This window comes from Haloarcula sp. JP-Z28 (genome assembly GCF_011440255.1).
Taxonomy (GTDB): Archaea; Halobacteriota; Halobacteria; order Halobacteriales; family Haloarculaceae; genus Haloarcula; species Haloarcula marismortui.
The window spans coordinates 16,452-41,665 of sequence record NZ_JAAOHT010000032.1 but is presented as its reverse complement, the minus strand read 5'-3'; the positions used below and the strand labels follow the sequence as shown (position 1 = coordinate 41,665).

The window sequence follows — 25,214 nt, the reverse complement described above, 5'->3', positions numbered from 1 at the left end:
TCGGAAGCTTGGACGTAGTGGACGGCCACGAACTCGGACGTGAGGTCGTCCGATTCGAGCAAGAGGTAGTCCCTGATGACGCCCGGTTGCCCGTTCTGGAACTCCTTGACCGACGAGAGCGTGCGGGTCTGCCGCCGGAAGCCGTCAACCCAGTTATCGAGGCCGTCAGCCTGTAACTCGGCGGTCGAGACGACCTGTGCCTCTACGCGCTGGTCAAGCGTTCGCGTCGTATCAGTGTAGAACACCGCTCCGATTCCTCCGGCAACCAGGACCGCCACCAGCACCGCAGCCACGAACTTCCGGACGAAGCTCCCCCGCACAGCGGCCGGGACGAGGTTGGCGACTCGGGGACGGAAATCTCGGTTCACCATTCGTTCGGCGGTTTCCAGTTATCGTACAAAAAACTACCAGATATATAGAAGTACTGATACAAGTATATACGAACAATCTGGATAAATTCAGGCAATAGAACGTCTAAAAGGCTGTCTCCAGAACCACCTGTCTGATAATCCGACATCGATATACATCCACTCATTATCAAGTTCAATATTTCGGTGTGATACGGCTCAATTGAATCTACAGATAGTGCCGGGACAGGTCGTTAGAATCACGAGTATGGAGCGGGAGAGTGATGTTATGTCCAGCCCCCTCTTCGGCTTCATGAAGCAGGTGGCTTCACTCGCTCAAAAGCTTACTGACGCTGTGCTGATGGAACTGAGTGATCCAGCCGGCAACGGGTTTGCTGGCTGGAAGCACGCAGTTTTGCTCTATCTGCGTGAACGTATGAGCGCGGAATACAAGGAAATTATCGACTGGGCCGAAGAGATGGAGCGTGTTCGAGTGGTATTGAACCTTCAGCGCGGGGAGTTCCCCGCGCATTCGACGCTGTTTGACATCCTCCCCGCGCTAAACAGTAGTTGCCGAATCAGATTCACATCGAAGCAGCCAGGGCGGTGTTTGCTCCAGAATCGCAGCGAGTGTGACTCTTCTCCCAGCTGTGAGGCTCGGAGCCAGCGAGGGAGCGCCGCCGGCAGGGCGCCGCCAGGCTTCACACCGCATCCAAGCAGACGCTTCCTCTAACCCGATGTGATCGACTGAAGCGGAGTGAGCAAGAAAGAGTGGATCACTAGAACGCCTACGCCAGCGGCATACTCGCCGTCCACAGCGGTAGTTACTGGTCTGACGGACTTGCTTCTGGAGGGAAATAGAAAGAGACAGTATTACCGGAATTAGTCCGATCAAATGTAATTTCGCCACCAAGGGATTCCACACACCACTTCATTACAAACAGTCCCACCCCGGTGCCATGTGAAACATCCGTATTTTCTATCGATTCATCGAGCGCATTCAGCTCAATGTCTGGGATAGGAGGACACGAATCACTGATACTGACTTCGACCCGACCGGTATTCGGTGATTCGCCAATAGTTATCGTGACTGATGGGGCTGTACTGTTGCTGTGGACGATGCCATTCTCAATAGCGTGCCTCAGTGCCTGATTGAATGCCGAATCAATACTGAACCACATCTCGGTCTGTTTCTCAACAGTGAGCTTCGCGGTGGGGTACTTATCAGATAATTTTTCAACAGTCTCCGTGACGGCAGCGAAGGTATTCCTGCGGACCCGTTTGGTTTGGGCTGGCGTTGTCGCACGTTCGATCTCTCTCACAGAGTCCGTTATCCGATCAATATCGTTCGTCTTCTCTTCAATTTTCTCTGTGTGCTTGCTGATTCGATCAGTATCAACCTCTGACTGTATTTGCTGTGCCCGCCCAGCGATGACAGTCAAGTCGTTCCGGAGGTTATGACGCATAATACGGGAGAGTAAGCTTACTCTGCGGCTAGTGTTTGTGTATTCGGTAATATCCCGTATCTCGGCGAGGGCGAACGGTTCCCCATCAATGCTAAGTCGTGAGAGATCAATCTGGGTCCAGATTAGCCTCCCGTCTTGTCGTTTAATCCGCCACTTGAAACGCTGGGGCTGACCATCGACTGCCAGTTGGATCTGTTGAACGACATCATCTCTGGAAAACGCATACGTATTTGCACTGTATGCTTCAACACTCATCTTCCGGAGAGCTTCCGTAGAGTACCCGAACATTGACTCCAGACTCTCGTTGGCATCAACGATCGTCCCCGACTCAGGGTCAAACAGTGCAATCCCGACACGGAGTTGTTCAAACTGCTTCGGGAGCCGAGTGGGTACCTGATAGGCCATGATTACCCATGTCTAATTAAACAGTATCATTGTTCCTATGAAATATATATAGTCTGCCGACCACTCCTGTCCGAGAATAGAATCACGCTTTAACCAGCTCTAGTCGCCGAATTTTCTGTGCCCCAGCGGGGTGAGGGGCGTCCCACTGAGGGCGCTCTGCCGACTGATTATGAGTAAGAACAAGACAGACAAGACGGCTGCACAGCAGTACGACAACTACCCCGATCCCGACGCCATCGTTCACTTTGGCGATGTCTCGGAGGAACTGGTCGAGTTGGTCGAGGAAACGCTAGAGACGTCCGAGTTCCTGTCGACCTCTCGCGACGACCTGCCGGAAACGACGCTGCTCGTCGAGGCGGTCGAAAATGAGTGACGACCACCTGTTCATCGTCGTGGAGGGTGTCGGGCCAGCAGATTTTCCTGAGAACGAGGCGAGTTCCAACACGCAAGACGAGGCCGTTGCTCTCGCGAACGATATCCACGACCTGATTCGTGAGGAGTACGGCAAAGACGAGATCGAGGGCGTCATCCCGGTTGTCAATCCCGACGCACACGAGCAGATGCAGGCGACCGAACTCTGACAGGCGGCGAAACGGCAGTTTCTTTAGCCATGATGCTGGCTGCAACGCCTGCTCAGTAAGCGTGCTTACTCCTCGCTCAAATTCATAACAATAATTGAATATTTGGGAGAAACTGTCCAGAAGAGGACACGCCAGTAATTTAGTAAGATTTGAAACAAAACGTTCTGGCTACTGGCAATTCAGGAGTTCTGTTTTTCTTTCGCCCACTCAAGTGCGGGCTCAAACTCTTTGAATCCCTTCGTAAGTACATTATCAGCTTCATTTTTCTGGCTGATCGAGAGTCGTGCAATCCCATCAGCAACATAAGCTGTGAAGTCGACATCCGACTGTTCAGCTACATCGGTCCAATTGTCTTCGACATGGTCCAACACCTTGGAATCCATCTCTTCTACGCCACCGATGGTGACGACAACGCTCTCCATTTCTGGGTCACTGGCTGTCTCAACGTAGTGCTGCTCTGCGTTTTCCATATCGCCTGCTTCGATAGCTGCGGGCAGATCCTCAATCTTCCAGATTCCAACACCGTCGTCTTCTTCGTAATCAACGTATTCGGATACTGAAGTTGCCATCAAATTAATAATCTCTGGCATCGCATAAGAATCAATCCCACAGGTTCTCAAGAACGATACTGAGAGTAGCAGTCCCTCCTGAGCCCGTTTTAATATCGTGGTCAGCATAGTACAAACCTCCTGCATTGTGTCTCATTTTTCGGAGAGTTACAATAGACGGTTGGCATTTTCGACCATTCCTACAGCCTGTGTTTCCCGTTTTAACTCGAGAATAGCCGTCCATTTCAACAACTCTAGTCCCCGAATTTTCTGCGCCCCAGCGGGGTGAGGGGCGTCCCAGAGAGGGCGTGCCGCCTGTTGCACATGGCTACCACAGAATCCCATAGCGACGCCGGCAGCATCGACGAGAGCGAACTGGAGGAGGCTGACCCGAACAACCGGACCGTTCGGGCGTTGACCGAAGTGATGACCGTGTTGGACTCGATTGGTCAGGCACGAAACGCCGACGACCTCTTCCTGGTCAACTCCGGGTCTGGCTCAGAGTACCTTGTCGACACTCGAACAGGGAGTTGCGAATGCAAGTGGAAACAGTTCAACCCCGGTGAGGAGTGCAAGCACCAGAAGCGAGTCGCCTTCGCCACCGGCGAGCGACCCATCCCGCAGTGGGTTGACGACGACGCTCTCGACGACCAGTTCGGATTGCACGTCGACGGCGAACCCCGCAAGGCAGTCGCTGACGGTGGAGTCATGCAGGTTCGGTTCAACGACGGCGGCGTCACGGACCCGACTGAGGACCCTTTGGCTGTCTCTTCTGAGGACGAACCACGCACGAAACGAGCGAAGCAGGAAGATATCGACGTTTCCTTCCTCGCAAAGCCCGGTCGCTACGAGGTTCACTCAGCGTCGGATAGCCGGTACGAGGTCGACGTGCTCGAAGAGACGTGCAGTTGTCCCGATGTCGCCGAGCGATGCAAGCACCGTCGCCGGGTCGAGATCGAGATTGACGCCCAGCGAGTCCCCCGCCCGGATGGAAAACTGCCAGACGCCTAACCGGGGGCCGCAGTGTGTTTTCTGCGCCTCTAGTCAGGTGAGAGGATGTCTCGAAATATGTCTTCACAAACTGTCCAGACAGCGTTGTCTGCAGCTACGCCGGGTTGTCCCGAGTGTGGCGGCGAACTCGATAGCAGCGGGCGAGAAACGAACTGCGAGGACTGTGGCCTGGTGACCGACCAAGACCAGATCGACCGCAGGCCAGCGTGGCGGACGTACGACAAGGAGGAACAGAAACGGACGGGCGCACCTCGGACGGTCACTCGCCACGACCGAGGCCTGTCGACGAACATCGGCTCGGTTGAGAGTGCAGACATCTCTCCGAGACGGCGTCGACGGCTTGCTCGCCAGCGACAACTCCACGGCCGGTCGAAGTTCACCAGCAAGCGCGACCGGAATCTTGCTCACGGGCTTGGCGAAATCCGACGCATCGCGAGTGCGCTATCTGAGAGCAACGCGGTGAAAGAGCAGGCATCAACGCTCTTCAAGAAAGCCCAAGACAAGGACCTCCTGATCGGACGGTCGATTGAGGGCGGTGCAGCGGCCGCTGTGTACGCCGCCTGCCGGTGCAATGGCCTCGTGACGATGGAGACGGTAGCCGACGTTGCCCGGTGTTCAGACTCCCATATATGGAACTGCTACCGGACGTTCTTGGTGGAACTCGATCTCCCAATCCCAGTATCGCTCCCGGTGGACTGGGTGGCGCGGATTTGTTCGGACCTTCCATTCGACGTTGCCCCGGAGATTCGCCAGCGAGCGCTCGAACTCGCAGAGCAGGCGACCGAGTCCACCGAGATCAACGGGCGACCAGACGGTATCGCAGCCGGCGCTCTGTATCTCGCCAGGAAAGAGTCAGATATCCGGCTCACACAAGCGACGATCTGCGAGCCACTGGATGTGCATATTACGACGGCCCGTCAGTGGTTCCAGGAGATCGAGGAGCATATCGTTGAATGAATTCTCGCGACCGTTGTTTTGCGTACCCCGGCGAGGGTGCAGGGCGAGCCAGCAAGCACGTCCTGAGAGAGACATATGTCAGTTACTGATACTCCAGAATCGGCGGCACAGCACGACTCTTCGAGTGTTTTTGCGGCGGTCCCAGCGCCACGGTCGCCAACGAAAGTCGCATCATTTGTCGAACGAGTCCTTGTCGAACTTCGCCACGAAGCGGTGGCTGCTCGGTACGTGACTGATCTAGACCAAGCCGGAGCGAAGACGATCTGGTGTCGAGTCGAGCACACGCCGTTGGATGTCGACGCAGAGTACGTCCAGATTCGAGACGATCCGCGATTAGGGGTTGGCGTCGAGCCGTGTTCGCAGGCGACGGTTCGAGAACGACTGTGCCAGTGTCTTGACCACGACCGGACTGGGCGCGTCGACGTTCGGCCGCTGGCCGACGTTTCGATGGGCGACGGCTGAGCTGTGCTTCAGGTCTGGTTCCGCATCGGCAGGTCGAGATCACCGAGGGCAGCGTGTTGGCGGAGAACACAGAGATGTGGGCAGACGGTCGTCGCCTGGAAGACTTCGCAGCTGCACCAGCCGGCGTGGGTTCCGTTAGGATGCTCGGCCAGCGAGCAGTTCACGGGACAGTCGTCGTCAACGGAGACGAGGAACAGGTCCGGGCGACCGCCCTTCGTTACGTTGACACTGGCATCAAGGGCGGTGTTCCACGTTGCTGACCGACGCTGTCGGATCTGCTGGAAGTCAAGATCACGGGTCCCGCTGGGCTGGCGGGATATCCACTGATCTGGGGGAGAACACTCGCTAGTCGTAGTGGGGGACTCGGCTGTTTTCATGATGAGTCCTCGTACTAATACATATACCCTCAAACAGCAAAAAAGTTGCGACAGAGGCGATACAGAGCTGATTTTGTGTTTCTCTAGTGGCTGAGAGAATCCAACAATGAGTAGTGGATACCGACGAGGGACTACCGGGCCGAAAAAGTTGAAGTGGCGATGGAAAGATGAGACTGAGAATCGGTCGCTGCCCCAATCGTGGGCCGACAACGGTCGCACAGAATCTCCCGAAGAAGATGAGGTGCAACTGTATGCAATCCAGTGTCGGGCTGGGCTCTTACTTGAGTGGCTGGTGAATACACGAACAGGAAAGCTACTCAGAGGGCCACTGAGTGAGAAGCCGGGGATTCGTGTTCTGTACGTTACCGCCGACGGTGAGTATGCGGTCATGAGGCAGCTGGAGGCCCGCGAAATTGATGACAGTTGGAAGCCGCCCAAGCAGTTTACCAGCATCATCGCGAAGCACCCGGAGGAGGCTGATCCAGTTCTAGACTCCAGCCAAGACCACTATCGACGGGGGGTCAAAGACCTGTACGACGTGGAGTGAAAGCGGCGATCTCATACCAATATGCTCATATATGTAATATTGTAACCGCGAATATGCACGACCTGACAGGATTTCAACGGGACTTATTATTCATCGTCGGTGGCTACTCCGAACCGGCCGGAGTCACGATCAAAGACGACATTGAAGAGTACTACGGGAAGGAGGTTCATTACGGCCAACTTTATTCTGTCTGGCGGTATCTCCGCTGGGAGAACGTGACGACATCCCACCATGGCGAGGGTCGCCTCTGACAGTGGTCGTTCAGGAGGGTCATGTTCAGCGGTGTTGCTCGCTGAGAAGGCTATCGACGAGTCGGGTGAACCGGTCGACGAACCGGTCCGGAATAGACGGGGAGATCTCACGGAGCAGTTCGTGCGTCCGCTCGGGATGTGCCACGACAAGTGTGATACGGTTTTGCTCGTCTCGCTCCTTTAGAATTACATCTTGTTCGATGAGGTGACTTAGGTGCCACTCAAGCGTGCTCCGGGCGATACCGAGCGAATCCGCCACCGCCTGTGGTTTGACCGCCTCGTTTTCGAGCAGGTACCCAAGTATTTCCCGTGATGTTTCACGCCGGAACAGCGCCAGTGCACCTCGTTCCCACGAATCGAACTCCGGGGGAAAATAGTGGGTGCGACCGTACAGGCTCTCCTCTATTACTTCAGCTTCGTCTGACAGCTTTCGGGTGTGATACTGAATCTGGCCTGGAGCAAACTCAAGTGACCGCACCAGTTCGTTGAAGTGGGTTCCAGGATTCCGGCGAATCTGGAGTTCGATTCGTGTACGTGTCGTTGTCATAGGTCTATCCGAACGGTGACAGCCTTCTGCGGCACCGTTGTCTACAAGTCTCCCATGTTGGACCCTATATCTCACGGTCCGACAGTTGCTTTCGGTGAATGAACCAGAAGGGAAGTGAGATAGGGGGACTACCAATCATATCTATGCAGGCATCCACATCGGATTGTCCTGACTGAATCCGAGGCTCGACCCAGATGGCCTTGATACTACACACTAGGATCAGTATCGCTCAGCCGCTCCACTTTGGAACCTCAATGTCCGAGAGTCTACTCGTCACCGCTCTCGGGGTGGGAGCAGTGTTCTCGATGCTTGTGGCGGTGCTTTCGTTCATGGCGTTCTACCATCGCCGGACGGAATCCTATCTACTCATCGTAGTAGCGTTCTCGACGTTTCTCGGGAAGACGAGCGCTGGAGTTGCGTATCTAACGGGGTGGATGGATGCCGGTATGCACCACTCGTTTGAGCATTTACTTGACGTTATCATGATGACGCTCGTACTTGCCGCGGTCTATTATGCGGGTTCCAATGAAGCCCCGCGAATTGGTGCGGAGTGATCAAGATGCACGCTCGCCGCTGGCCCGTCGGGAGCGTACATCTCGTTCCGATTCACCACACCTGGCTGGGAAATCATCCAGATCGAGAGAGCAGTATACCCGATCAGCAACATGAGCAGCAGCATATATCCTTTTCGCGCCGCCGACAGGGAGCGGTAACGCTCGACAGCGACAGTATAAAATACTGGTTCGCTATAGGGATAGCCGGGCTGTCTGCCTCATACTGTTGGCTGTACCTATTGTAGGATATTCGCCAGTTTGAGTGGCGAAATGCGTCACAGACGTACAGCCGACAGTATCAACTATTCACTGTCGGGCTGGATTCGTTGATTGGACCAGAATCACTATACAGCGAAGCCCCGTCGAGCTGTTTGTAGGATGTCAGATCGACAAACGAGACTTGACCCAACACAACTGGCACAGAGTACTACGACCCGACGACGGCTGCTTAAACGTACAGCCGGTGTGACGGCGGCTGCGGTATCCATCCCTGCGGTCAGTGGCCTCGCAGCAGCCCATTTTCCGAACAAGCTCGATATTGACGTCCAACCTGACAACGCCGACAATTACATCGATGTCGACGAACACGACACTGTAGAGGTGGTCGTCCAACCCGTCGAATTCCTCAACAGTGATGGCGATCAGGAGACATTCGACCCGACGGCAGAGCCCGTCCGGTACCGGTTCGGTTCCCGCTCAATGGTCGAAGACGGCGATGGTGCCCGACCGGAAGACGACGGCGAAGTCCGTGAATTCAACGGCCACGATGGCGAGAGCTACGAAGCCCTCGTAATGGAATTCCCGGTCGACAAGATGGGCTTTGATGGCGGCGAAGAGACGGCATGGCTCTACTGGGAGCGCGACGAGTCAGGGGAACACGGCTACGCCGGCATGGATTCTGTCAGTATCCACGGGACAACCGCCTCGAATCAGGACATTATAGAAGTGCTACAGCAGTTACTAAGCAGGTCCAACGAGTAGATAATATCGCAGTTCGATGGGTGGGGTATTATTCATCGAAGGCACCGGCGCGCGCATTACTACAGTTGGTTCATGCAGAGGGGTACTGGTGAGCAGTAAAAACCATCTTGGCAGTGGCTCCAGTAGTGTTGGCGCGCGGTGACTTGCTATCGGCCGTTTCCTTTTCTCTACCCGCTTGAGCAGGTGATTACCAAACTTTGACCGTGCCGTCGAACAGGACGGATCCTGACCGACGTTCCCGATGGCATCTTGCAGACTCTCCAGAAAGATGTCGGACGTCGACGAGATTGTTGCAACGCTTGAGCAAATTCGCCAGCGCGGGCACAGCGCCCACACAGTCTTCCGAGACTGGGTCAATCTCATGCTGTTCGCACTGCAGGACCGAGACGATCCGTATCTGGAGATCGTCGACAACTATCGCGAACGCGGCGATATGGACCATCCAGACGGACAGCGCTCGGTCGACCTCTTCGCCAAGGCGTTCGGCCAGCTGCAAGAACGGATGGCGGCTACCGACGCTGATGTTCTGGGCGCTGTCTACGAGGAATACGGAATGTCCAGCGATGCGTTCGGCCAACACTTCACGCCCCACTCTGTTTGCGAGACGATGGCCGAGATCGCCGGCGTCGGAGACGAGAGCGATAGCGATGATAGACAGACGGTCCTTGACCCGGCCTGTGGGAGCGGTCGAACACTGCTGGCCGCCGGTCGAAAGCAGCCAGACGCGCTGTTTGTCGGGCAAGATAAGGACCCACTGTGTGCCCGAATGACGGCGCTGAACTGCTGTTTCCTGAATCTGGATGCCTACGTTATTCAGGGCGACTCACTGACTGTCGAGTTCCAGCGAGCGTGGCAGACGTCGTACTCTTCGCTGGGTGGGAGCGTTCGCGAGCTAGACGACGAGGAGGTCGAAGAGCTACACGAGTGGGTGACCGACGCCTTCGAGAATACGGTCGAGGCGGAGAACCAGCCCAGTCCAACGCAGGGGACAGGCACGGGCTCGGAAGATCGAACACCTCCCGTTGCGACATCTGTTCCGAGTGAGCAGGCCAGTCTGGGTGCGTTCGAGGGTAGCGATTGACGGCTGTTTTGTGAGCCCCAGTCGGGTGCGGGGCGTTCCAGTGAGAGCGTCCCGAAGAAAACCATGTCAGAAGAATCAGACACAGAGCCAGACACGGCTCCAGACCCAGTTGAAAAGGTTGAACGAACAGACGTTGGCTGCAGTATGGAAGCACGGTTGGATCGAGGCACTGACACTCGCGATCAAGACAGAGTGACGATCAAATCGAAGGGTGAGACTGCCGAGGAGACGATTGTGGAGTTCTACAAGCTCCTAGAAGAGTACGAGCAGGAAATCAGTGGTCGGCTTCGGAATGTTCAGCCCGAGGAAGACGAGGCAGACAAGGAAGACGAGGATTAACAGCTAGTTTACCATCAGATTTCAGCCGGTTTCGAGACCGGTTCTAGCCATCAATGCGTCTGGATTTTGGTCAATTTCATTAGACTTAATGGCGCAAAGTTGTTAGCCATCCTGAAATGTTTGACCTCACCAGTTTTCAACGTGACCTGCTGTATGTGGTGTACGGTCTAGACGGCCCACATGGCCTCGCAATCAAAGAGGAGATGGAAGAATACTATGAGGGAGAAATCCATCATGGGAGGCTGTACCCGAGCCTTGACACACTTGCCGACAAAGGGCTCATTGAGAAGGCACAAAAAGACAGACGGACCAACATCTACTCAGTCACGCGACGTGGCGAACGAGAGATAGCTGCTCGAAACGAGTGGGAACAACAGTACGGAACGAGTGAGCTTTCTAGATGACTGTCAACTCGCCTGATTCTGATCCGACTCTGAATGGCCACGCCGCAGTCGAGATTGAGAGCGTGGTTCACGCGGTCGTCTCAAAATACGATGAACAGGGTTACAGGGGGTAATTTACAGAGTGTGGCACCAGATTGGAAGACTTCCAGACGGCGAGACCATCCGCGGTGATCGTAAGGAGGTAGAGGGTGTGAGACGTACTCTATGGCACGCCAGCATTAGACTGGTCTGCAGTCGCACCCCTCATTGCCGCTGTAAACAATCGAGAACAGTTGCCTGTCTCTTATTTTTATGTAAGGTCATGTTTGTACACCCCTCATTGCCGCTGTAAGTGAATAGGTAAAGCAGCCACAGCGTGTTACCATATCAAGTTGATAACTCTGCGCAGCCACCGAATTAGGACAGGCATCATCAGTTTTATTATGGTCTATGCTGTTTGGTACCGTATCACGCTTTAGCGTACTAAAATAACGACGCTTTAGCGTCGGTAGCATGAAATACCGGTTTTCACTCTTCTACACAGGGTCTGTTCGAGCGCGTGTAGATAGCGTGTCGGTATGATATCACTCATTATGTGCCCGCTTTCATCTGGAAACTCATCTCAACTGTTACAGCGGCAACACGGGGTGTGGGAGTACTACTACCTTCTAAATTCATACAGTATCCTGGAGTAGGATATCACCAATAGATGGGAACTGAGCGACTGATATACGACTTTTCAAATATAGCATACCAATCTTACCTGTTTTACAGCGGCAAGGTGGTGGACAATATTAATATGAGGTCCATGAGATTGTGTTGGTATGAATGAGTCTGAGTCGTTCTTCGGCAATCCAGATCCAATCTTTGCTGACAAGGAACTCCTCAGAGTGAGCCACCTTCCGGAGAGTGACCGGATAATCGGACGCGACACTGAACTTCGAAAGCTCGCTAATGCTATCAAAGACGCCCAGCGGGGAGACACCCCGAACAACGTATTGGTTTACGGAAAAACGGGTACGGGCAAAAGCCTGTGTTCAAAGTATATAACTCGCGATCTCACTGAGGCGGCAGCCGACAACGGTGTCAAAATCGGCGTCGCATACGTGGACTGTTTCCAAGAATCAACTGAGACACAGACAGTCCGCACAATTGCTCAAGCACTCAATAGCCCAGAAGAGACAGAAATAACAGTTCCACATACTGGGGTGAGTACCTCGGACTATTACCGCCGTCTCTGGGATATTCTTGATGCACGGCTGGATGTTGGAATCATTATTCTTGACGAAATAGATAAATTAGAAGGTGACAACGTACTAATGCAACTGTCACGCGCTGCCGAAGCAGGCAAGGTGACAGAAAGTACTCTTGGTGTGATTGGTATCAGTAACAAAATCCGTTACAAAGACTCTCTCAATGAACGACTTAAATCAAGCCTGTCGGAACGAGACTTCGTTTTCCCACCGTATGATGCGAACCAGCTCCGTGAGATCCTCAAATCTCGTTCCGATGCTTTTCGTGAGGATGTTCTAGATGAAGATGTTATCCCGAAAGTAGCAGCACTCGCAGCGAAGGAACATGGAGACGCGCGCAAGGCAATCGATATCCTCCGATATGCAGGGGAGATTGCCGACGAACACGACGATGATACAGTAAAAATCGAATATGTTGATGAGGCGCATGACCGTGAAGAGCAGGCTAGACTTTCTGAGCTCATTGCCAAGCAGCCAGAACACTCAAAACACCTGTTACAGTCGCTTGCGTTACAAGTACAGGATACGTCAGGTGAGAACCCTCCAATCCCAACGAAAAGCGTCTATTCGGTGTATGAACGCCTTTGTGAGAGCAATGGAGTCGATCCACTGAAAGTGCGACGTGTTCGGGATCTACTCTCCGAACTTGCGTTTCTCTCGCTCGTTGAGCAGGAGCGCAAAGGGCGGGGAAAGGGCAAGGGCGCACACACAGTAAACCAACTTGTTGACGACCCTGAAGTTGTGATTAAAGCGTGCAAGTCAGCGTAAATCGCCCGAGGCCAAGCTCTATTCGCCTTGACCACGAGTGAAAATCGCGAATGTGACTGAACCAGTAATTGTGATCTGGGGTGACAGGCACGGATCGCACTCCAGAGCCCGAACTACTCAGCACCCTTTGCAATAGCTGTATCTTTCACTGCTTTCCAATGATATCGTTCGCTTCATCGCGTGTCCGCTTTGCGGCCTCCTGAGCGTACCCTTCATGGGTCGTTTCGATTGATTTGTGACGGAGTACATCTTGCGCCAGCTGTGGATTCTCGCGATAGATCTCCCGCCCGAGGCCACGGCGGGCACCGTGTGGCTTCAGCGGGTCTTCGAACTCGTAGTCGGACCACTCGCAGAGTTTGGCAAGGATATCCCGGGCCGACTGCGTGGTGATCGACGGCGTGGGATCAAGCGCTTTCGCAGCGTTGTCGAGTCTGGGGAACACGGCCTCATTCTCGTCAGGTTCTCGAAGTTGCTTCCAGCGCCGAAGCGGGCGAAGTGCATCGTCGAGGATCGGCGCAGACTCGCGGGAACGGTTCTTGCCGAATACTTGCATTGTACCAGCCTCTAAATCGACGTGACGCCATCGCAGGCCGTTCCGTTCTTCATCATCAGAAACAGCGACGAGCTCCGCGCTGCGAGCACCGGAGTAGGCGAGCAAGAAGACGAGTGCCTGGTCGCGGTAGGCCGCCGTGCGGTCGACGTCATCGCTTTCGCCGGCGTCGTCGACGCGGGCGGTCGCAGTAGCGTAGATAGCATCGCGGTCGCGTGTCGTCCAGTACTGCTGGTCTGTTTCAGTCTCGTCTTCGAGAGCGGGCACGCGAGATCCGTCGCGATGAATTATTGTAGACTTTAGATCTAAAATCGCGGTCAGTGATAGCGTTCCGTTTTCGCTAGCGAGAGACCGAGCTGGTCGGCGACTTCCTCACACTGCTGGCCCTCGTGTCCGCACTGCTTGGGTGGTTCCGTGACGGCCATGAAAACGCCACCTGAGTCGAGTTCTTCGACGTAGTAGGCCGGTGCCGACAGGACTTGCTCGCGACCGATTGCCTCGACAGTTTCCGAACGGAAGACGTTGTACTCGTACAGCGGTGGTTTGGTCCTCGTCGCAAGGTCTTCGACCGTCTCATCTTCGCCGATAGCGAGGCCACCGCGGCGGCCAAAGCCCCATTTTGGTTCGAGAATGTTTGCGGCTTGAGCAAGTACTTCGACAAACTCTTTCCGCATTTTCTTCACTTCGGGAGGAGAGCCATGATCATCTGAATCTTTCATCGCGTAAATCCAGGTTGAAAATTGCAAATTGGGCTTTGATAAGTCTGACAGTAGACCCAATTCGCTCTTTCTCCGTGCAATTGTCAGATCATCGTGGCTCAGCAGCACCTCAACTGACCACTCTGGATACGTAGATATTGTTTGGAGTATCTCTTCACGCCCTCCGACTATATCTACTTCATTGGTGTATTCATCTATTTTACTGGCACGTATCCCATATTCTCGAGGTCCGCGATCTCGCCTACCGTACTCCGGGAACGCGTTAATGAGCGTCTCGAAGATATCACTAGACGGTTCCTCATCGAGGACATAGGTAAGTTCAATCAGATCGTAATCTTCCATTAGTAGCCTCCAATTTAATCCGTGATAATTGATCCAGAGTCTTCATCGACCACTTTGATCGTAATGTCTGCAGACCCCCATTTGCTCTTCTGCTCCCATTCCGTAATCTTTGAACTGACCAAGTTTTGATCCCCAACGCGATTCGCCCGGATCTCCAGTGTGTTGCCATCGAAAGCAACATCCTCATGTTCCTTCATAGTTCTAAGCTTTCTGTCGAATTGTTGGTCAATCTTGCCTTTCGTATATCCGAACGATCCTTTCGATTCGACAATCTTGCCAGATTCGACTTGGATATCCAGTTCCCCGTCATACTCATTCGAATCGGGGAGTTCAATACTCATCCGCTCGATATTCTCTGCACCGATTTCATCGGCCCGACGCACTTCATCAAGTGCACCACCAACGTTTCCAGGGTCTCTTGAATTGATGAAATCATCGACGGGACCGCTATTCAGACCATCGACACCTTCCAGATTGTCGGCATGTGTGGCGAATTTCTCGATATCATCGGTGTCGGCATTGCCTCGTTCGAGATTGCGAGCTGCAGCCGTGCGGAACTCGTCAGCACGGTCGATATCCAAGTCGAGTACCCGTTGGAGCCCGTCGCCGTCTAACTCGTCAACGAGCTTGACGCCAGCACCGTCAGTCTCAGCAATGAGTTTCTTGGCCCGTCGCTGCTGAGTGCTGTCGAGGTTATCGACCTTTTTGACGGCCCTATCGATCTGGTCGAAGGAGTCGACGCTGTCGTCATCAGCCGCGCGAGCGACGGCCCGGCGGAAGGACTGGTCGAGGTCGCCGGAGCCGTCGGCGAGAATGCGGACGGTTTCGCCGTCGGCTTTGGCGATAAGTTCGGTGCCGTCGTCTCCGGTTGCAGCAAGGACGTCGTCAGCACCGCCTTTGCCGCTCGCGTCGAGGTTGTCGTAGCGCTTGACGGCGGTGGCGAGTTCATCGCTATCGACCTCGCCGCTCTCGTAGGCCTCAGTAAAGCGCCGCTGGGTAGCGGCGTCGTCTATCTGGAGGAGCGCGTCGGCGGCGTCCTGATCGCTTTCCGCCAGATCGTTGAGTGCGCGACGCCCACTGGGCCCGGTGTTCTCGAAGAGGTCGGTGGCCTTCAGCGTCGGGTCGTTGATGTCGGTGTTGCCCAGGTAATCGCTCCCGTCACTGTCGAGTTGGTCGAACTGCTCGGTGGTCCGTTGGCGCTTCGGCCCGGGCATGTCGTTGAGCTTCGCGCTCATGCGCCCGGTCGGCACGTCCGCGTCGGGGACCGAGTCGTCGACTTTCCCAGCCCGCCGTAGTGCTGTCGGCTTGACGCCGTTTGGCACTCTGTCGGGTACCGCCGAGTCGGCGGCGTCGACCAGCCGTCTGAGCTTCGATGAACTACTCAGTCCCTTCTGGAGGACGCTCGACCCGCCAGAGGCAAACGCGGGCGCCACTGTCCCAGTCGAGTAGCCCAGCGACCAGCCGCCGCCAAACTCTTGGTAGTACTGCTCGCGGGAGTCGAAGGGATTGCGGGTCTCGTGTTGCTGGCGGAGCTGGCTCGCCATCATCTGGGGCAGTTTCGTGATTATCGCGGGGTTGTTGGCGATGGTCGTCGCCAGCTGGGCCATCTGGCTCGCGTAACCGCCAGGGTCGGAGACCATCTGGGCGACGCCAGCGACGCTCTCACCGACCACCGTCGACGCGCCCGAGGAGAGGCCCATCCAAGCGACGAAGCCGCCTTTGCCAGGACTGGCCGGGAAGCTTGCGTATTTGTCGGCCGCCTGTCCGAACGTGTCCGGCCCGCTGAGCTCCTTGCGTTTGCGGTTGTCGTGGATATCCGTGGCGCTGGCGTCGACGGTCACTGGCGTGAAGAAGCCGGTTGCGCCGGTGTATATGGCATCTAGCGCGTCACGCTCGACCTCGATGCTGGCGTCGAAGTTTCGGGCGGTCGCGCCATCGCCTAGGCCCGACCACTGCCTGCTTCCGGCCTTGTAGAACTCGATTCGGGAGATGCCGCTCTGGTCGGAGACGCTGACGCGAGCTGTGTAGCTGGTTCGGGCGGTGTTGTCGGCGCTGACTTCAAGCGGTTCGACCAGTGGCGCTTTGTGGTCGTGGATGGTCGGGTCGTAGTCGTTCGAAACCTCGTAGTAGTCGTCACTGCCGTCGTTGTCGGAGTCGGCGACAGTCGGGCTGGTCCCGAGGCGACGCTCCTCGTGGTCGTCCAGCAGGTCGCCGTCGGTGTCTGTCGACAGTGGGTCGGAGCTGACGTTTTGCTTCCAGAGCACGCCGAGGGCGTCCCCACCGTTCTGGCGGGCGCTGACGAACTGTTCAGCCGTTGAGGGCGAGCGCGCGAGGTAGGTGTTCCACCCGCGGTTTTCCTCGAGGTCGGTGAGTTCGTCCCCGTCGCTGTTGACCTCGGTCGGATCGGAGTTGGCGACCGCGATGCTCGTCGTGAGCGTGCCGTTTTCAGCGGTAGTCTTGTAGATGACCTCCTCTCCGTCGGGGATGCCGTCTCCGTCAGTATCAGCGTCGTACGGGTCCGTCGAGAACGTGCTTGCGGCGGCGGTCGGGAGCGTCCAGTTCTGGTTCTCTACAGAGTCACGGATGCCATCGCCGTCACTGTCGAAGGTCTCGCGTGGGACGACCTCCGCTCGCATATTGACGCCGTCGGCCGAGAGGCTGATGTTCGCGGGGCCGTGAGCGAGCGTGGAGACGTTGACCGTCGTCTGAACGGTGCCGACGGTCCCGATAGCGAGTTCTTTCGAAACTGTGGTTCCGCTCGCACCGGTCACCTCGATGCTCGCTGCCGGATTGGTGTTGGTCTGCTCGGTCTGATACACCACCGTGAGGTCGTCAGTGCCAGACGAGAGATTGTGCGTGATATTGGCACTACCCGTGTCGCCACTGACGTTACTGGAGGCGTTCTCGTTGGGGTCGCCCGGGACGCTGATGGTGATGTTCTGGTCTATTGCCAGTGACTCGTTGGTTGGGTCGGTCGCGCGTCCGGACAGAATCTCCCAGTCATTGAGTTGGCCGGGGGTGATCGGGTCTCTCACCGCCTCCTCGTTGAACCTCGGTTTGATGGTAAACGTCGCGTTGGTCAGCTCGCCTCGGAACGCCCCTCCGTCGGTGTTGTCGTCGTTCCAGCTCCAGTCAGGCGTCGTGCCGTAGTTGTCTCCGGGGTCGTCCCGAACAACCCAACTCCCGTCACTGATCGGGAACTCGTAGAGTTCGAACGAGACGGCGGCACCGGACCCATCTCTCGGTTTATCTTGCAGTAAAACCAGACTGAGGCCGTTCGGACCGGACCAGAAGAACAGCCGACTGGTGTCGCTTTTCGCGACCGGCAGCGGAGAGTTGATCTCAGCGTTCGCGTAGTCGTAGAATTTCTCGATGGTCTGCCCGTTGCTCAGTGGTACCACCTCGTAGCTGTCCCCGCCCTGTTCGATGGTTATCTTCCGCGTCGTGGGTTCCCCGCCAAGCACGACGGTCGAGTTGCCGGTCAGGTTACAGGCGTTCCGACAGCGGAACGAGTCGCTGGCGTTGAAATCGACCGGCTCGCCGATACTGACCTGCGTCGCGCTGACCCACTCGTCGGTGTCCAGCACGGTGAAATACGAGAAGTGCTCGACGGTGGCTTTCGCCGTCCCGTTCTCGATAGTCGTCTCGACCTTGCTCCAGGTGTCTTTCGAGGAGCCGTTCCATGTATAGATAGAGAGGTTCTCGTACTCAGACTCGGGGACCGAGGCGTCGACCGGGAGTTCGACTGTCGCGTTCTCGAAGGCCGTGCGGTTCTCAAGCTGTATCGTCGGGCCGGCACTGGCCGATGTGTTCTCGAAGAAGTCGGGCTTGGCCTCCATGGTGACGCCGGCCCCCGACCCGTTCGTCCGGAGCGTGACAGTGGCGCCGGTCGATTCGCTGTCCATCGCCGTCTCGAAGGTCTCGTTCCCGTCGAGAACGCCGTCGCCGTCTGAATCGTTGTTCAGCGGGTCGGTTCCGATGGCGAGTTCCTCGTCGTCGTCCAGTCCGTCGGCGTCCGTGTCCGGCAGCGTCGGGTCCGTCCCCAGCTCGATTTCGCGACTGTCGTTCAGCGAGTCGACGTCGGTGTCGGGTCGGTCGACCAAGGTCCCGCGCTGGGCCTCCTCACCATTGGTCAGTCCATCACCGTCAAGGTCGCCCGAAGCGTCGCTTGTGCCGTCACCGTCCGTATCGGCATCGAGCGGGTTGAACTGGTTGTTCCGGTATTCGAAGCCGTCTGAGAGGCCGTCATCGTCCGTGTCGCTCACGAACGGGTCCGTGCCGATGGCGTACTCGACGTATGTCCCCAGCGTGTCCTGGTCGAAGTCCTCCATCCCATCGATGACGTCGTTGTCCGCTTCGGTGTAGTTCGTCAGAGGGGACTCGCTATCGTTGTCGGTGGGGTCGGTCTTTGTGACGTTGCGCTCGTAGCTATCGGGGAGCCCGTCGTTGTCACGATCGTTGTCCAGATAGTCCGGCATCCCGTCGCCGTCGCTGTCGGCGGTGCCCTCCGTCCCGTCGGGGGCCCCGTCGCCGTCGGCGTCGGTGTCGAGCCAGTTGACCGTCTCGTCGAAGTCGACGTCGTGGCTGTAGTTCTGGCCGTCAAGCGCTTCGGTCCGGGTGGTGATGCCGTCGCCGTCGTCGTCGGTGTCGCGGTAGTTGGGCGTCCCGTCACCGTCAGTGTCTTTGGTCCCTTCGCGGATGTCGGGGATACGGTCGCCGTCGCTGTCCGCGTCACGGGCATCGATGATGCCGTCGCTGTCCGTGTCGATGGGCTTACCGCCGTTGGTTTCGGTCCAATCGCCGATTCCGTCGCTGTCGGTATCGGTGTCGAATGCGTTGGTGCCGAGCGCGATTTCGACAGTATCGTTGAGTCCGTCGCCGTCAGCGTCGGTCTCGGTCGGATTGACAGCCTGAACGTAGAGCCACTGGCCGTCGCTGACCGTGACTCATCCGTCACCAGTGAAGTCGAAACTCGAACTGTAGTTCTGGACGGAGGCGTTCGTGAGATGAGCAAGCAACGCCTGGCTGTCGACGACGTCGAAGCTGCCATCACCGTTGACGTCCTCGAAGCGTCCATCACCGTTCGGGTCGGTCGGGCCCGCCGAGCCGACGACCGGGTCAGGTGTCACAGCCGTGTTTCCGGCGCCAGTGCCGATGCCGGTGTTACCCGCGCCCGTACCGGTGTTGCCTGCATTGCCGGCCTGTGTGAGTGCGCCGGCCGGAACCGCTGCGACGACTGGGCTGGTGACGAGCAATACGGTCAGGATGACCGCCAACAGCGGCCGTGCCTGCTCACTTACGAGTTCGATACCCTCACGAGTACGACTGTGACCTCTAGACATGAAGTATTCCAGTGTTAATTCAAGGATTACTTTCGGTTTATTTAATACTGTGGGAATCGGGTTCGATAATATCGATGCAACTCGCTCGTCTCATGAGGGTAGTATTGGTTAGCGCTGCGCTGATTGGGAGTACTGCTGTCGTTTCTGGTGCCGGCGGGACAGAGGTTCGACTTTCGCCGGCTGCAGAGAGCGTTGATTCGGGCGCAACCGTCGAGTACGAGCTGGTGGTGGCCGAGGCCAGCGGTGGTGTCGGTACGTTCAACGCGACAGTGTCGCTCAACGACAGCAGCGTCGCGACCATCGAGAGCGTCAGGTATGCCGACAGCCCAGCGTACGCCAAGCAGCCCGATGGCGGGGCGTCAGTGCAGTTGGCGGCGACGGGAATGAACACGCTCCAGAGCGGCCCAGTGGAACTCGCGACTGTCACTGTCCAAGCCGAGAATTCCGGAACTGTCGGGCTCTCCGTGAGTGTCGCGGCGCTGGGTGACGAGAACGGCAGTGCCTACTCGGTCACCGGAACAGAAGGGCGCGTCCTCACCGTCGAAGGCCAAACCGACGATGAGAATGGGTCGACACCAACGCCGACGGAAACAGCCACACCAACACCAACGGACACGTCAACGCCTACGCCGACTGCAACAGAAACTCCTACTGAGGAGGACTCTTCGAGTTCCGGCGGTAGTAACAGTGATGATGGTGATGACAATGACGATGATAGCGATTCCGGCAGCGGTGACTCCAGTGACACAGTAACAGCGACGGACACACCGACAGGAACGGAAACAACGCCGAGTGACACCCCAACAACAACGGCCACGGAAACTGAACACTCGACCGAGACAGACACCAAGCAATCAACCTCAACCCAGACCAGCAGTGGTGGGCCAGCAATCACCCCGTCTCAGACCGGGACCACAGACACTGTCGAGCCGTCTGGCGGCTCACCCACGAATCTGCTTATTGCCGGGAGCATGATCGTCGCTGTTCTCGGTGGGATCATCATCTATCGTCGGTTGTAGAAGCGAGTCCAAGACACACGACACGGTCTCACCTCGCTGACCGGCTCAATTGGGGGTCGTCTGTCGCTTCCTTGTGAAGAGTTGTCGGCAACTTACTCACCGCCGATGATATCGTTTGCTTCATCGCGTGTCCGCTTTGCGGCCTCCTGTGCGTACCCTTCATGGGTCGTCTCGATGGACTTGTGCCGGAGTACGTCCTGTGCCAGCTGTGGGTTCTCACGGTAGATTTCCCGCCCGAGGCCACGGCGAGCACCGTGAGGTTTCAGCGGTTCATCAAAGTCGTAGTCGGACCACTCACAGAGTTTGGCGAGGATATTCCGAGCTGACTGGGTTGTGATCGACGGCGTCGGGTCAAGTGCTTTTGCCGCGTTGTCGAGTCGCGGAAACACGGCTTCGTCTTCATCGGGTTCTCGAAGCTGCTTCCACCGCCGGAGTGGACGGATAGCATCGTCAAGGATCGGTGCAGACTCGCGGGTGCGGTTCTTTCCGAACACCTGCATTGTGCCGGCTTTGAGGTCGACGTGCCGCCACCGCAGGCCGTTCCGTTCTTCATCATCAGAAACAGCGACGAGTTCCGCGCTGCGAGCACCGGAGTACGCGAGCAAGAAGACGAGTGCTTGGTCGCGGTAGGCCGCCGTGCGGTCGATATCGTCGCTTTCGCCGGCCTTGTCGACGCGAGCCGTCGCGGTAGCGCAGATAGCGTCGCGGTCCCGGGCGGTCCAGTACTGCTGGTCTGTTTCGGTCTCATCGGTCGGGAGCGGACCTTCGGCGTGGTTGGTCTTGGCCGGGTTCGTCGGGATCAAGCCCTCATAGACACCCCACGTGAGAAACGAGCGGACATACGCGAAGTACCGACGAGCAGTCTCCGGTGAAATATCGTCTCGGTCATCAGCTCGAGCAAGGTCACGAGCGTATTGCCGACAGAGGTCGTCGTCGATATCCTCGGGACTGAAGATACCGTGCTGGTCCCGGGACCAAGCTGCGAACTTCCGAAGCACGCTCGCGACGTTCGTTCGGTAGCGCCCGGAGTCGATATCGACCAGTCGTTTCTCGATGGCTGTTTCGAGGGCGTCACCCCCAGGAGTAGCGTCGTATGCAGGCGGAAGACGATCCATGCTTCCCGTACAGCGGCCTCCCGCCTAAAACTGATGGTGCTTACTGGCATAATACAAACCTATCTACAAAACCAGAATATCGGCGTTTCAGTCACTCTGTGCGTGAATATTCGGGCTTTCTGTGCCTGATAAAGTCTATATAGCTATATCAATCTATCTTAAGAATAGGTTGAGACTACAGGGGGTCTAGCGGGACTGTGATGCGTGTTTTTAGCCGATTCAGTCCGCGAGAGCTGCCTCAAATCACTCTCCAAATGGCTATTCTCAGCACTTCACAAAGCCAGTTAATTGAGAGGTCTGCTTGCTGAAGGTGTGCCTACGACCCAGCAAGCAGACAGTGAAATCCACGAGAACCAGCTTCTTAATTTCCTCGTCAACACCCTTGACGGGAAATTGATCTCAGTCTCTGCGATAATGCTGAAATCGAAGCTGAGGACATCTACGAGGTCCTCGTCGGCGCTTGCGCCGACGGGACCTCGATATCTGAACTCTGCGAGACCAGTGAAGATTCTCCCCATCAAAACACGATTCTGTACCACCTCCGCGAGAAGTTCGACCTAACGTCGGTTGAACAAGTTGGGAACGCACTCCTGCAAAAGGACATTTTAGAGGTTCTTCCCGAGCAGGTGGAGGTCGTGCAGACCTCCACCTGCGGCCCTACTACGGTGACGTGGACGAAACAGCTGGCCTCTACCACTCAGAGGCAAAGCGTGGAACCACCGCGTTCCACGCCTATGCGACACTATACGCGCGCGTGAAGAATAAACGATACACGCTGGCGGTGCGCAGTCTCGTCGACGGCGACACCGCCAGCAGTGTCCTCGCTGAGTTTCTTGGTCTCCTCGACGGCCTTGACCACAGCGTCAAGGCCGTCTATCTTGACTGAGAATTCTACGATAGCAAGTGTTTCACGCTTCTTCAAGCGCACAACTACGCGTACGTGATGCCAATCGTCCGGTGGGGAAAGACGATCAAGCAGGAACTTTCGGAAGGATGGAGTCGTGTCATCCAACACGAGCTGACGGGGAAACTCGACGGTCACAGCTGGACCGTCGAGTTTTCCGTTTACATCGACTGTACCTACCAAAACGAACGATACGACGAACACGGAGTGGCGCGTCACGGCTACGCCGCTGACGCGCCGCTCATTGAAACACCACGAGATGCTCGATACCACTACGCGAAACGCTTCGGTATCGAGGCCATCTACCGACTCTCCGAACAAAGCATTGTAACGACCACGACGCAGAATCCGGTTGTACGGCTGCTGTACGTTGTGGTAAGCTTACTCTTGCAGAATGTGTGGCGGTATCTCCATTGGGAGTAGGTGGCGACGCCCCGCCGTGGCGGGCGTCGCCTCTGGAAGTGGTCGTTCGAGGAGTTCATCAACATGCTGTGTCGGGCAGCGTGGACGGCCCTCGCGGTGCGTCGGGCCGTCCCCGCGAACCGGCCACCAGGCGACCGGTTCCACCGGTAACTCCCACCGGGCTAGCCAGCGGTGTGAGTGGCGACGCTGTCGCGTCGGCGGCTGATCGCCGCCGACAGCGACCGTTGTCCGTCGATCCGCCTAATGATACTCTCGTTGAGACGATCAGTGCAACCGCTCCGACACAGAACTCAGGCTTCAGAAACAGCTAGCCGAGGATGCTTTGTGAGGTACTGAGGTTGACACACAAATTCGGTCCGCAGTGAGGATGCCCCATCAGAGGAATTCAGACACCCGAGCGGATTGTGAGTTGAGGTTTGGCTGTTTCTTCAGCAAGCGTTTTTTGAACAGACCCAAAGACTCGCTCTCGCATTGACGGTTCGGTCTCGCCGAGGACAACAAAGTCAAAGTCAGAAACACGCGAGAGGACTACATCAAGCCGTTTATTTTCCGTCGATTGTTCCCACTTGATTCGGTCGGGATCGATACCGAGTTCCGCAAGTCGATCTGCGAGGCCGCGGAGCATATACTCTGTTGCATCATACAGACGTTCATTGTCGTTCGTTGCGGCGTGAAAGAGAAGGAGTTCCACATCACTATCGGCAAACAGGGCTCCAAGGGTAGTGACAATCCGATTGAGATCGGCATTCGGTTTCACCAGAACAAGTCCACGTCTCGTCTCCGACGGCGACGATGTTGTCCCCGGAAGGAGGATTGATTCACACTCGTACTTGTTCGCGGCCCCATTGATTGATTGGTCCTTATCATTTGTAAATACCAATCGAGTCTGCACCGTGGCACCCTCATCGGTAAAACGGCGTGCCACTGTCTCAAGTCGCTCCTGAGCTTCCTCTTCGAACTGATTACGGACTTGGCTGGGGGCCGATTGGTCCGGAATTGGCCAGTATCCCAGAAGGATAACCTCTGATGATTGCACTATCTGAGTGTCTATCTCAGACCGAGATGTTGAATCGGACACATCAATCGGAATCAAGACCCTGTTGAGCGATTCCGGCATAACGTACGAAGATACGCTCCCCAGCGCTTATTTGTGTTTTCCCTGTCACCTCAGTGAGTCCAGTGGCTACATCACGTGGGTAGTTGTGCAACAGGACAGGCCCGACCACGGTTCACAGACAGTCGAGACGGATGCCACGAGGCTTGACTCCGAGGTGATTGATTAGCCGCCTAGCCGCGCATCAAATTCATGACCTCATCGACCACGTCAGGTTCGACAGCGACGACGTAGCTGCTCCCCGGTGTCAGGGTCGTGTCGGCACGAGCGATTTGCTCACCGTTCGCGTCGGACACGACGAGGGTTCCCTCGGGAAAGCGTACGTCCGAGAGCGCTTTCCCAGCGGCCGGAGCGCCGTCAGCAACGCAAATAAGCATGATATCGAGGGAGCCCGTGACGTCGGCAAGTGTTTGGACATCGCTACCCAGGATTTCGTTGGCCGCCACTCTCGAGCCGGCCCGTTCGGGAAAGACCACCGCGTCGACGAATCGGGTGTAGGCCTCACCGGCTGTGCGGTCAATACGCGCGACCGTCCGGATGTCGGGTGTCAACTCTGCGGCAGCTAAACAGACCGCGAGATTTAATCCTGTTTCACCCGTAAGCGCGGCAATTACGTCCGCTCGCTCAAGGCCTGCCTGTTCGATGATATCCGGATTTGTCGCGTCACCCTGGATAACAGTCGCTATCCATTTATCGGCGATATCCGAGACGATACGGTCATCGCGTTCGATTATCGTCACGTCGTGACCGCGGTCAGCGAGTATCTCGGCTGTCTGGAAACCGACGCGTCCACCGCCAGCGATGATAATGTCGAGGTCACTAGTCATG

General features: G+C 56.4%; 22 protein-coding genes and 5 pseudogenes. 16 read left to right on the top strand and 11 right to left on the bottom strand.

From position 1 onward, the window contains the following. Positions 1 to 371, bottom strand: a pseudogene (locus G9463_RS12930) (histidine kinase); the annotation flags it as partial. A gap of 244 nt (positions 372 to 615) precedes the next feature. On the opposite strand from G9463_RS12930, the pseudogene G9463_RS12925 reads away from it, so the two are divergent. Next, positions 616 to 888, top strand: a pseudogene (locus G9463_RS12925) (IS5/IS1182 family transposase); the annotation flags it as partial. 283 nt (positions 889 to 1,171) lie between these two features. On the opposite strand, the gene G9463_RS12920 reads toward G9463_RS12925, so the two are convergent. Further along, positions 1,172 to 2,218 (bottom strand): PAS domain S-box protein, encoded by a 1,047-nt coding sequence (locus tag G9463_RS12920; RefSeq protein ID WP_004966438.1) that lies wholly within the window; start codon positions 2,216 to 2,218, stop codon positions 1,172 to 1,174. A gap of 169 nt (positions 2,219 to 2,387) precedes the next feature. Between G9463_RS12920 and G9463_RS12915 the strand changes: the two genes are divergently transcribed. Both G9463_RS12915 and G9463_RS12910 read left to right on the top strand, forming a co-directional pair. Then, complete coding sequence (locus tag G9463_RS12915; RefSeq protein WP_004966200.1) at positions 2,388 to 2,591, top strand: hypothetical protein; 204 nt, start codon at positions 2,388 to 2,390, stop codon at positions 2,589 to 2,591. Continuing rightward, positions 2,584 to 2,799: a hypothetical protein gene (locus G9463_RS12910; RefSeq protein ID WP_004966437.1), complete on the top strand. Its 216-nt coding sequence runs from the start codon at positions 2,584 to 2,586 to the stop codon at positions 2,797 to 2,799. The genes G9463_RS12915 and G9463_RS12910 overlap by 8 nt, the downstream gene beginning before the upstream one ends. A gap of 179 nt (positions 2,800 to 2,978) precedes the next feature. On the opposite strand, the gene G9463_RS12905 is transcribed toward G9463_RS12910, so the two are convergent. Beyond that, positions 2,979 to 3,476, bottom strand: a complete 498-nt coding sequence (locus tag G9463_RS12905) for a hypothetical protein (RefSeq protein ID WP_240150031.1) — start codon at positions 3,474 to 3,476, stop codon at positions 2,979 to 2,981. Between the two features lie 195 nt (positions 3,477 to 3,671). Here G9463_RS12905 and G9463_RS12900 point away from each other — a divergent pair, with 195 nt between their 5' ends. From G9463_RS12900 to G9463_RS12890, 3 genes are all read left to right on the top strand, one after another. Beyond that, a complete protein-coding gene (locus G9463_RS12900; RefSeq protein WP_165896906.1) occupies positions 3,672 to 4,358 on the top strand; it encodes a hypothetical protein in 687 nt (228 codons plus the stop codon). Positions 4,359 to 4,415: 57 nt separating this feature from the next. Beyond that, positions 4,416 to 5,315: a transcription initiation factor IIB family protein gene (locus tag G9463_RS12895; protein ID WP_165896905.1), complete on the top strand. Its 900-nt coding sequence runs from the start codon at positions 4,416 to 4,418 to the stop codon at positions 5,313 to 5,315. Between the two features lie 75 nt (positions 5,316 to 5,390). Next, a complete protein-coding gene (locus G9463_RS12890; RefSeq protein WP_165896904.1) occupies positions 5,391 to 5,777 on the top strand; it encodes a hypothetical protein in 387 nt (128 codons plus the stop codon). Positions 5,778 to 5,785: 8 nt separating this feature from the next. Here the strand turns inward: G9463_RS12890 and G9463_RS12885 are convergent, their stop codons facing one another. Further along, positions 5,786 to 6,154, bottom strand: coding sequence for a hypothetical protein (locus G9463_RS12885; protein WP_165896903.1), 369 nt, complete (start codon positions 6,152 to 6,154; stop codon positions 5,786 to 5,788). Between the two features lie 106 nt (positions 6,155 to 6,260). On the opposite strand from G9463_RS12885, the gene G9463_RS12880 reads away from it, so the two are divergent. Then, positions 6,261 to 6,701 (top strand): hypothetical protein, encoded by a 441-nt coding sequence (locus G9463_RS12880; RefSeq protein WP_165896902.1) that lies wholly within the window; start codon positions 6,261 to 6,263, stop codon positions 6,699 to 6,701. Between the two features lie 53 nt (positions 6,702 to 6,754). After that, a pseudogene (locus G9463_RS12875) lies at positions 6,755 to 6,886 on the top strand (PadR family transcriptional regulator); the annotation flags it as partial. A 91-nt stretch (positions 6,887 to 6,977) separates the two neighbouring features. Here the strand turns inward: G9463_RS12875 and G9463_RS12870 are convergent. Beyond that, positions 6,978 to 7,499 (bottom strand): winged helix-turn-helix transcriptional regulator, encoded by a 522-nt coding sequence (locus G9463_RS12870; RefSeq protein ID WP_004966427.1) that lies wholly within the window; start codon positions 7,497 to 7,499, stop codon positions 6,978 to 6,980. A gap of 194 nt (positions 7,500 to 7,693) precedes the next feature. On the opposite strand from G9463_RS12870, the gene G9463_RS12865 reads away from it, so the two are divergent. The 6 genes from G9463_RS12865 (at position 7,694) to G9463_RS12840 (ending at position 12,858) form a co-directional block, all read left to right on the top strand. Beyond that, positions 7,694 to 8,053: a hypothetical protein gene (locus G9463_RS12865; protein ID WP_205254234.1), complete on the top strand. Its 360-nt coding sequence runs from the start codon at positions 7,694 to 7,696 to the stop codon at positions 8,051 to 8,053. A gap of 465 nt (positions 8,054 to 8,518) precedes the next feature. Continuing rightward, the gene (locus G9463_RS12860; RefSeq protein WP_165896908.1) at positions 8,519 to 9,034 is read left to right on the top strand and encodes a hypothetical protein; all 516 of its coding nucleotides are present in this window, start codon (positions 8,519 to 8,521) and stop codon (positions 9,032 to 9,034) included. 268 nt (positions 9,035 to 9,302) lie between these two features. Further along, the gene (locus tag G9463_RS12855; RefSeq protein WP_240150029.1) at positions 9,303 to 10,115 is read left to right on the top strand and encodes an N-6 DNA methylase; all 813 of its coding nucleotides are present in this window, start codon (positions 9,303 to 9,305) and stop codon (positions 10,113 to 10,115) included. A 63-nt stretch (positions 10,116 to 10,178) separates the two neighbouring features. Next, positions 10,179 to 10,454 (top strand): hypothetical protein, encoded by a 276-nt coding sequence (locus G9463_RS12850; protein ID WP_004966348.1) that lies wholly within the window; start codon positions 10,179 to 10,181, stop codon positions 10,452 to 10,454. Between the two features lie 116 nt (positions 10,455 to 10,570). Further along, positions 10,571 to 10,858: a PadR family transcriptional regulator gene (locus tag G9463_RS12845; protein WP_004966347.1), complete on the top strand. Its 288-nt coding sequence runs from the start codon at positions 10,571 to 10,573 to the stop codon at positions 10,856 to 10,858. A gap of 803 nt (positions 10,859 to 11,661) precedes the next feature. Then, entirely contained in the window at positions 11,662 to 12,858 is a 1,197-nt protein-coding gene (locus tag G9463_RS12840) for a Cdc6/Cdc18 family protein (protein ID WP_165896900.1), read from the top strand. 145 nt (positions 12,859 to 13,003) lie between these two features. Here the strand turns inward: G9463_RS12840 and G9463_RS12835 are convergent. The 3 genes and pseudogenes from G9463_RS12835 to G9463_RS12820 form a co-directional block, all read right to left on the bottom strand. Continuing rightward, positions 13,004 to 13,666: pseudogene (locus tag G9463_RS12835) on the bottom strand (tyrosine-type recombinase/integrase); the annotation flags it as partial. A gap of 59 nt (positions 13,667 to 13,725) precedes the next feature. Next, on the bottom strand, positions 13,726 to 14,127 hold the full coding sequence (locus tag G9463_RS12830; protein WP_229380460.1) for a hypothetical protein: 402 nt from the start codon (positions 14,125 to 14,127) through the stop codon (positions 13,726 to 13,728). A gap of 356 nt (positions 14,128 to 14,483) precedes the next feature. Continuing rightward, positions 14,484 to 18,947, bottom strand: a complete 4,464-nt coding sequence (locus G9463_RS12820) for an MSCRAMM family adhesin SdrC (protein WP_240150028.1) — start codon at positions 18,945 to 18,947, stop codon at positions 14,484 to 14,486. 968 nt (positions 18,948 to 19,915) lie between these two features. On the opposite strand from G9463_RS12820, the gene G9463_RS12815 reads away from it, so the two are divergent. Next, positions 19,916 to 20,830, top strand: a complete 915-nt coding sequence (locus G9463_RS12815) for a hypothetical protein (RefSeq protein ID WP_165896899.1) — start codon at positions 19,916 to 19,918, stop codon at positions 20,828 to 20,830. 92 nt (positions 20,831 to 20,922) lie between these two features. On the opposite strand, the gene G9463_RS12810 is transcribed toward G9463_RS12815, so the two are convergent. Beyond that, positions 20,923 to 21,945, bottom strand: a complete 1,023-nt coding sequence (locus G9463_RS12810) for a site-specific integrase (RefSeq protein ID WP_165896898.1) — start codon at positions 21,943 to 21,945, stop codon at positions 20,923 to 20,925. 312 nt (positions 21,946 to 22,257) lie between these two features. Between G9463_RS12810 and G9463_RS12805 the strand changes: the two are divergent. After that, positions 22,258 to 23,422: pseudogene (locus G9463_RS12805) on the top strand (ISH3 family transposase). A 235-nt stretch (positions 23,423 to 23,657) separates the two neighbouring features. Here the strand turns inward: G9463_RS12805 and G9463_RS12800 are convergent. Together G9463_RS12800 and G9463_RS12795 are read right to left on the bottom strand one after the other, a co-directional pair. Next, a complete protein-coding gene (locus tag G9463_RS12800; protein ID WP_370457913.1) occupies positions 23,658 to 24,308 on the bottom strand; it encodes a universal stress protein in 651 nt (216 codons plus the stop codon). A 251-nt stretch (positions 24,309 to 24,559) separates the two neighbouring features. Further along, positions 24,560 to 25,213 carry a TrkA family potassium uptake protein gene (locus G9463_RS12795; protein ID WP_165896896.1) on the bottom strand — a complete coding sequence of 218 codons (654 nt, stop codon included), beginning with the start codon at positions 25,211 to 25,213 and terminating at the stop codon, positions 24,560 to 24,562. Between the last annotated feature and the right edge of the window lies 1 nt (position 25,214).

Excerpts from the sequence above, each read along its gene's own strand:
- G9463_RS12920 (WP_004966438.1), bottom strand. The coding sequence starts at position 2,218 with ATGGCCTATCAGGTACCCACTCGGCTCCCGAAGCAGTTTGAACAACTC.
- G9463_RS12915 (WP_004966200.1), top strand. The coding sequence starts at position 2,388 with ATGAGTAAGAACAAGACAGACAAGACGGCTGCACAGCAGTACGACAAC.
- G9463_RS12910 (WP_004966437.1), top strand. The coding sequence starts at position 2,584 with ATGAGTGACGACCACCTGTTCATCGTCGTGGAGGGTGTCGGGCCAGCA.
- G9463_RS12905 (WP_240150031.1), bottom strand. The coding sequence starts at position 3,476 with ATGCTGACCACGATATTAAAACGGGCTCAGGAGGGACTGCTACTCTCA.
- G9463_RS12900 (WP_165896906.1), top strand. The coding sequence starts at position 3,672 with ATGGCTACCACAGAATCCCATAGCGACGCCGGCAGCATCGACGAGAGC.
- G9463_RS12895 (WP_165896905.1), top strand. The coding sequence starts at position 4,416 with ATGTCTTCACAAACTGTCCAGACAGCGTTGTCTGCAGCTACGCCGGGT.
- G9463_RS12890 (WP_165896904.1), top strand. The coding sequence starts at position 5,391 with ATGTCAGTTACTGATACTCCAGAATCGGCGGCACAGCACGACTCTTCG.
- G9463_RS12885 (WP_165896903.1), bottom strand. The coding sequence starts at position 6,154 with ATGAAAACAGCCGAGTCCCCCACTACGACTAGCGAGTGTTCTCCCCCA.
- G9463_RS12880 (WP_165896902.1), top strand. The coding sequence starts at position 6,261 with ATGAGTAGTGGATACCGACGAGGGACTACCGGGCCGAAAAAGTTGAAG.
- G9463_RS12870 (WP_004966427.1), bottom strand. The coding sequence starts at position 7,499 with ATGACAACGACACGTACACGAATCGAACTCCAGATTCGCCGGAATCCT.
- G9463_RS12865 (WP_205254234.1), top strand. The coding sequence starts at position 7,694 with ATGGCCTTGATACTACACACTAGGATCAGTATCGCTCAGCCGCTCCAC.
- G9463_RS12855 (WP_240150029.1), top strand. The coding sequence starts at position 9,303 with ATGTCGGACGTCGACGAGATTGTTGCAACGCTTGAGCAAATTCGCCAG.
- G9463_RS12850 (WP_004966348.1), top strand. The coding sequence starts at position 10,179 with ATGTCAGAAGAATCAGACACAGAGCCAGACACGGCTCCAGACCCAGTT.
- G9463_RS12845 (WP_004966347.1), top strand. The coding sequence starts at position 10,571 with ATGTTTGACCTCACCAGTTTTCAACGTGACCTGCTGTATGTGGTGTAC.
- G9463_RS12840 (WP_165896900.1), top strand. The coding sequence starts at position 11,662 with ATGAATGAGTCTGAGTCGTTCTTCGGCAATCCAGATCCAATCTTTGCT.
- G9463_RS12830 (WP_229380460.1), bottom strand. The coding sequence starts at position 14,127 with ATGAAAGATTCAGATGATCATGGCTCTCCTCCCGAAGTGAAGAAAATG.
- G9463_RS12820 (WP_240150028.1), bottom strand. The coding sequence starts at position 18,947 with ATGCCGGACTATCTGGACAACGATCGTGACAACGACGGGCTCCCCGAT.
- G9463_RS12810 (WP_165896898.1), bottom strand. The coding sequence starts at position 21,945 with ATGGATCGTCTTCCGCCTGCATACGACGCTACTCCTGGGGGTGACGCC.
- G9463_RS12795 (WP_165896896.1), bottom strand. The coding sequence starts at position 25,213 with ATGACTAGTGACCTCGACATTATCATCGCTGGCGGTGGACGCGTCGGT.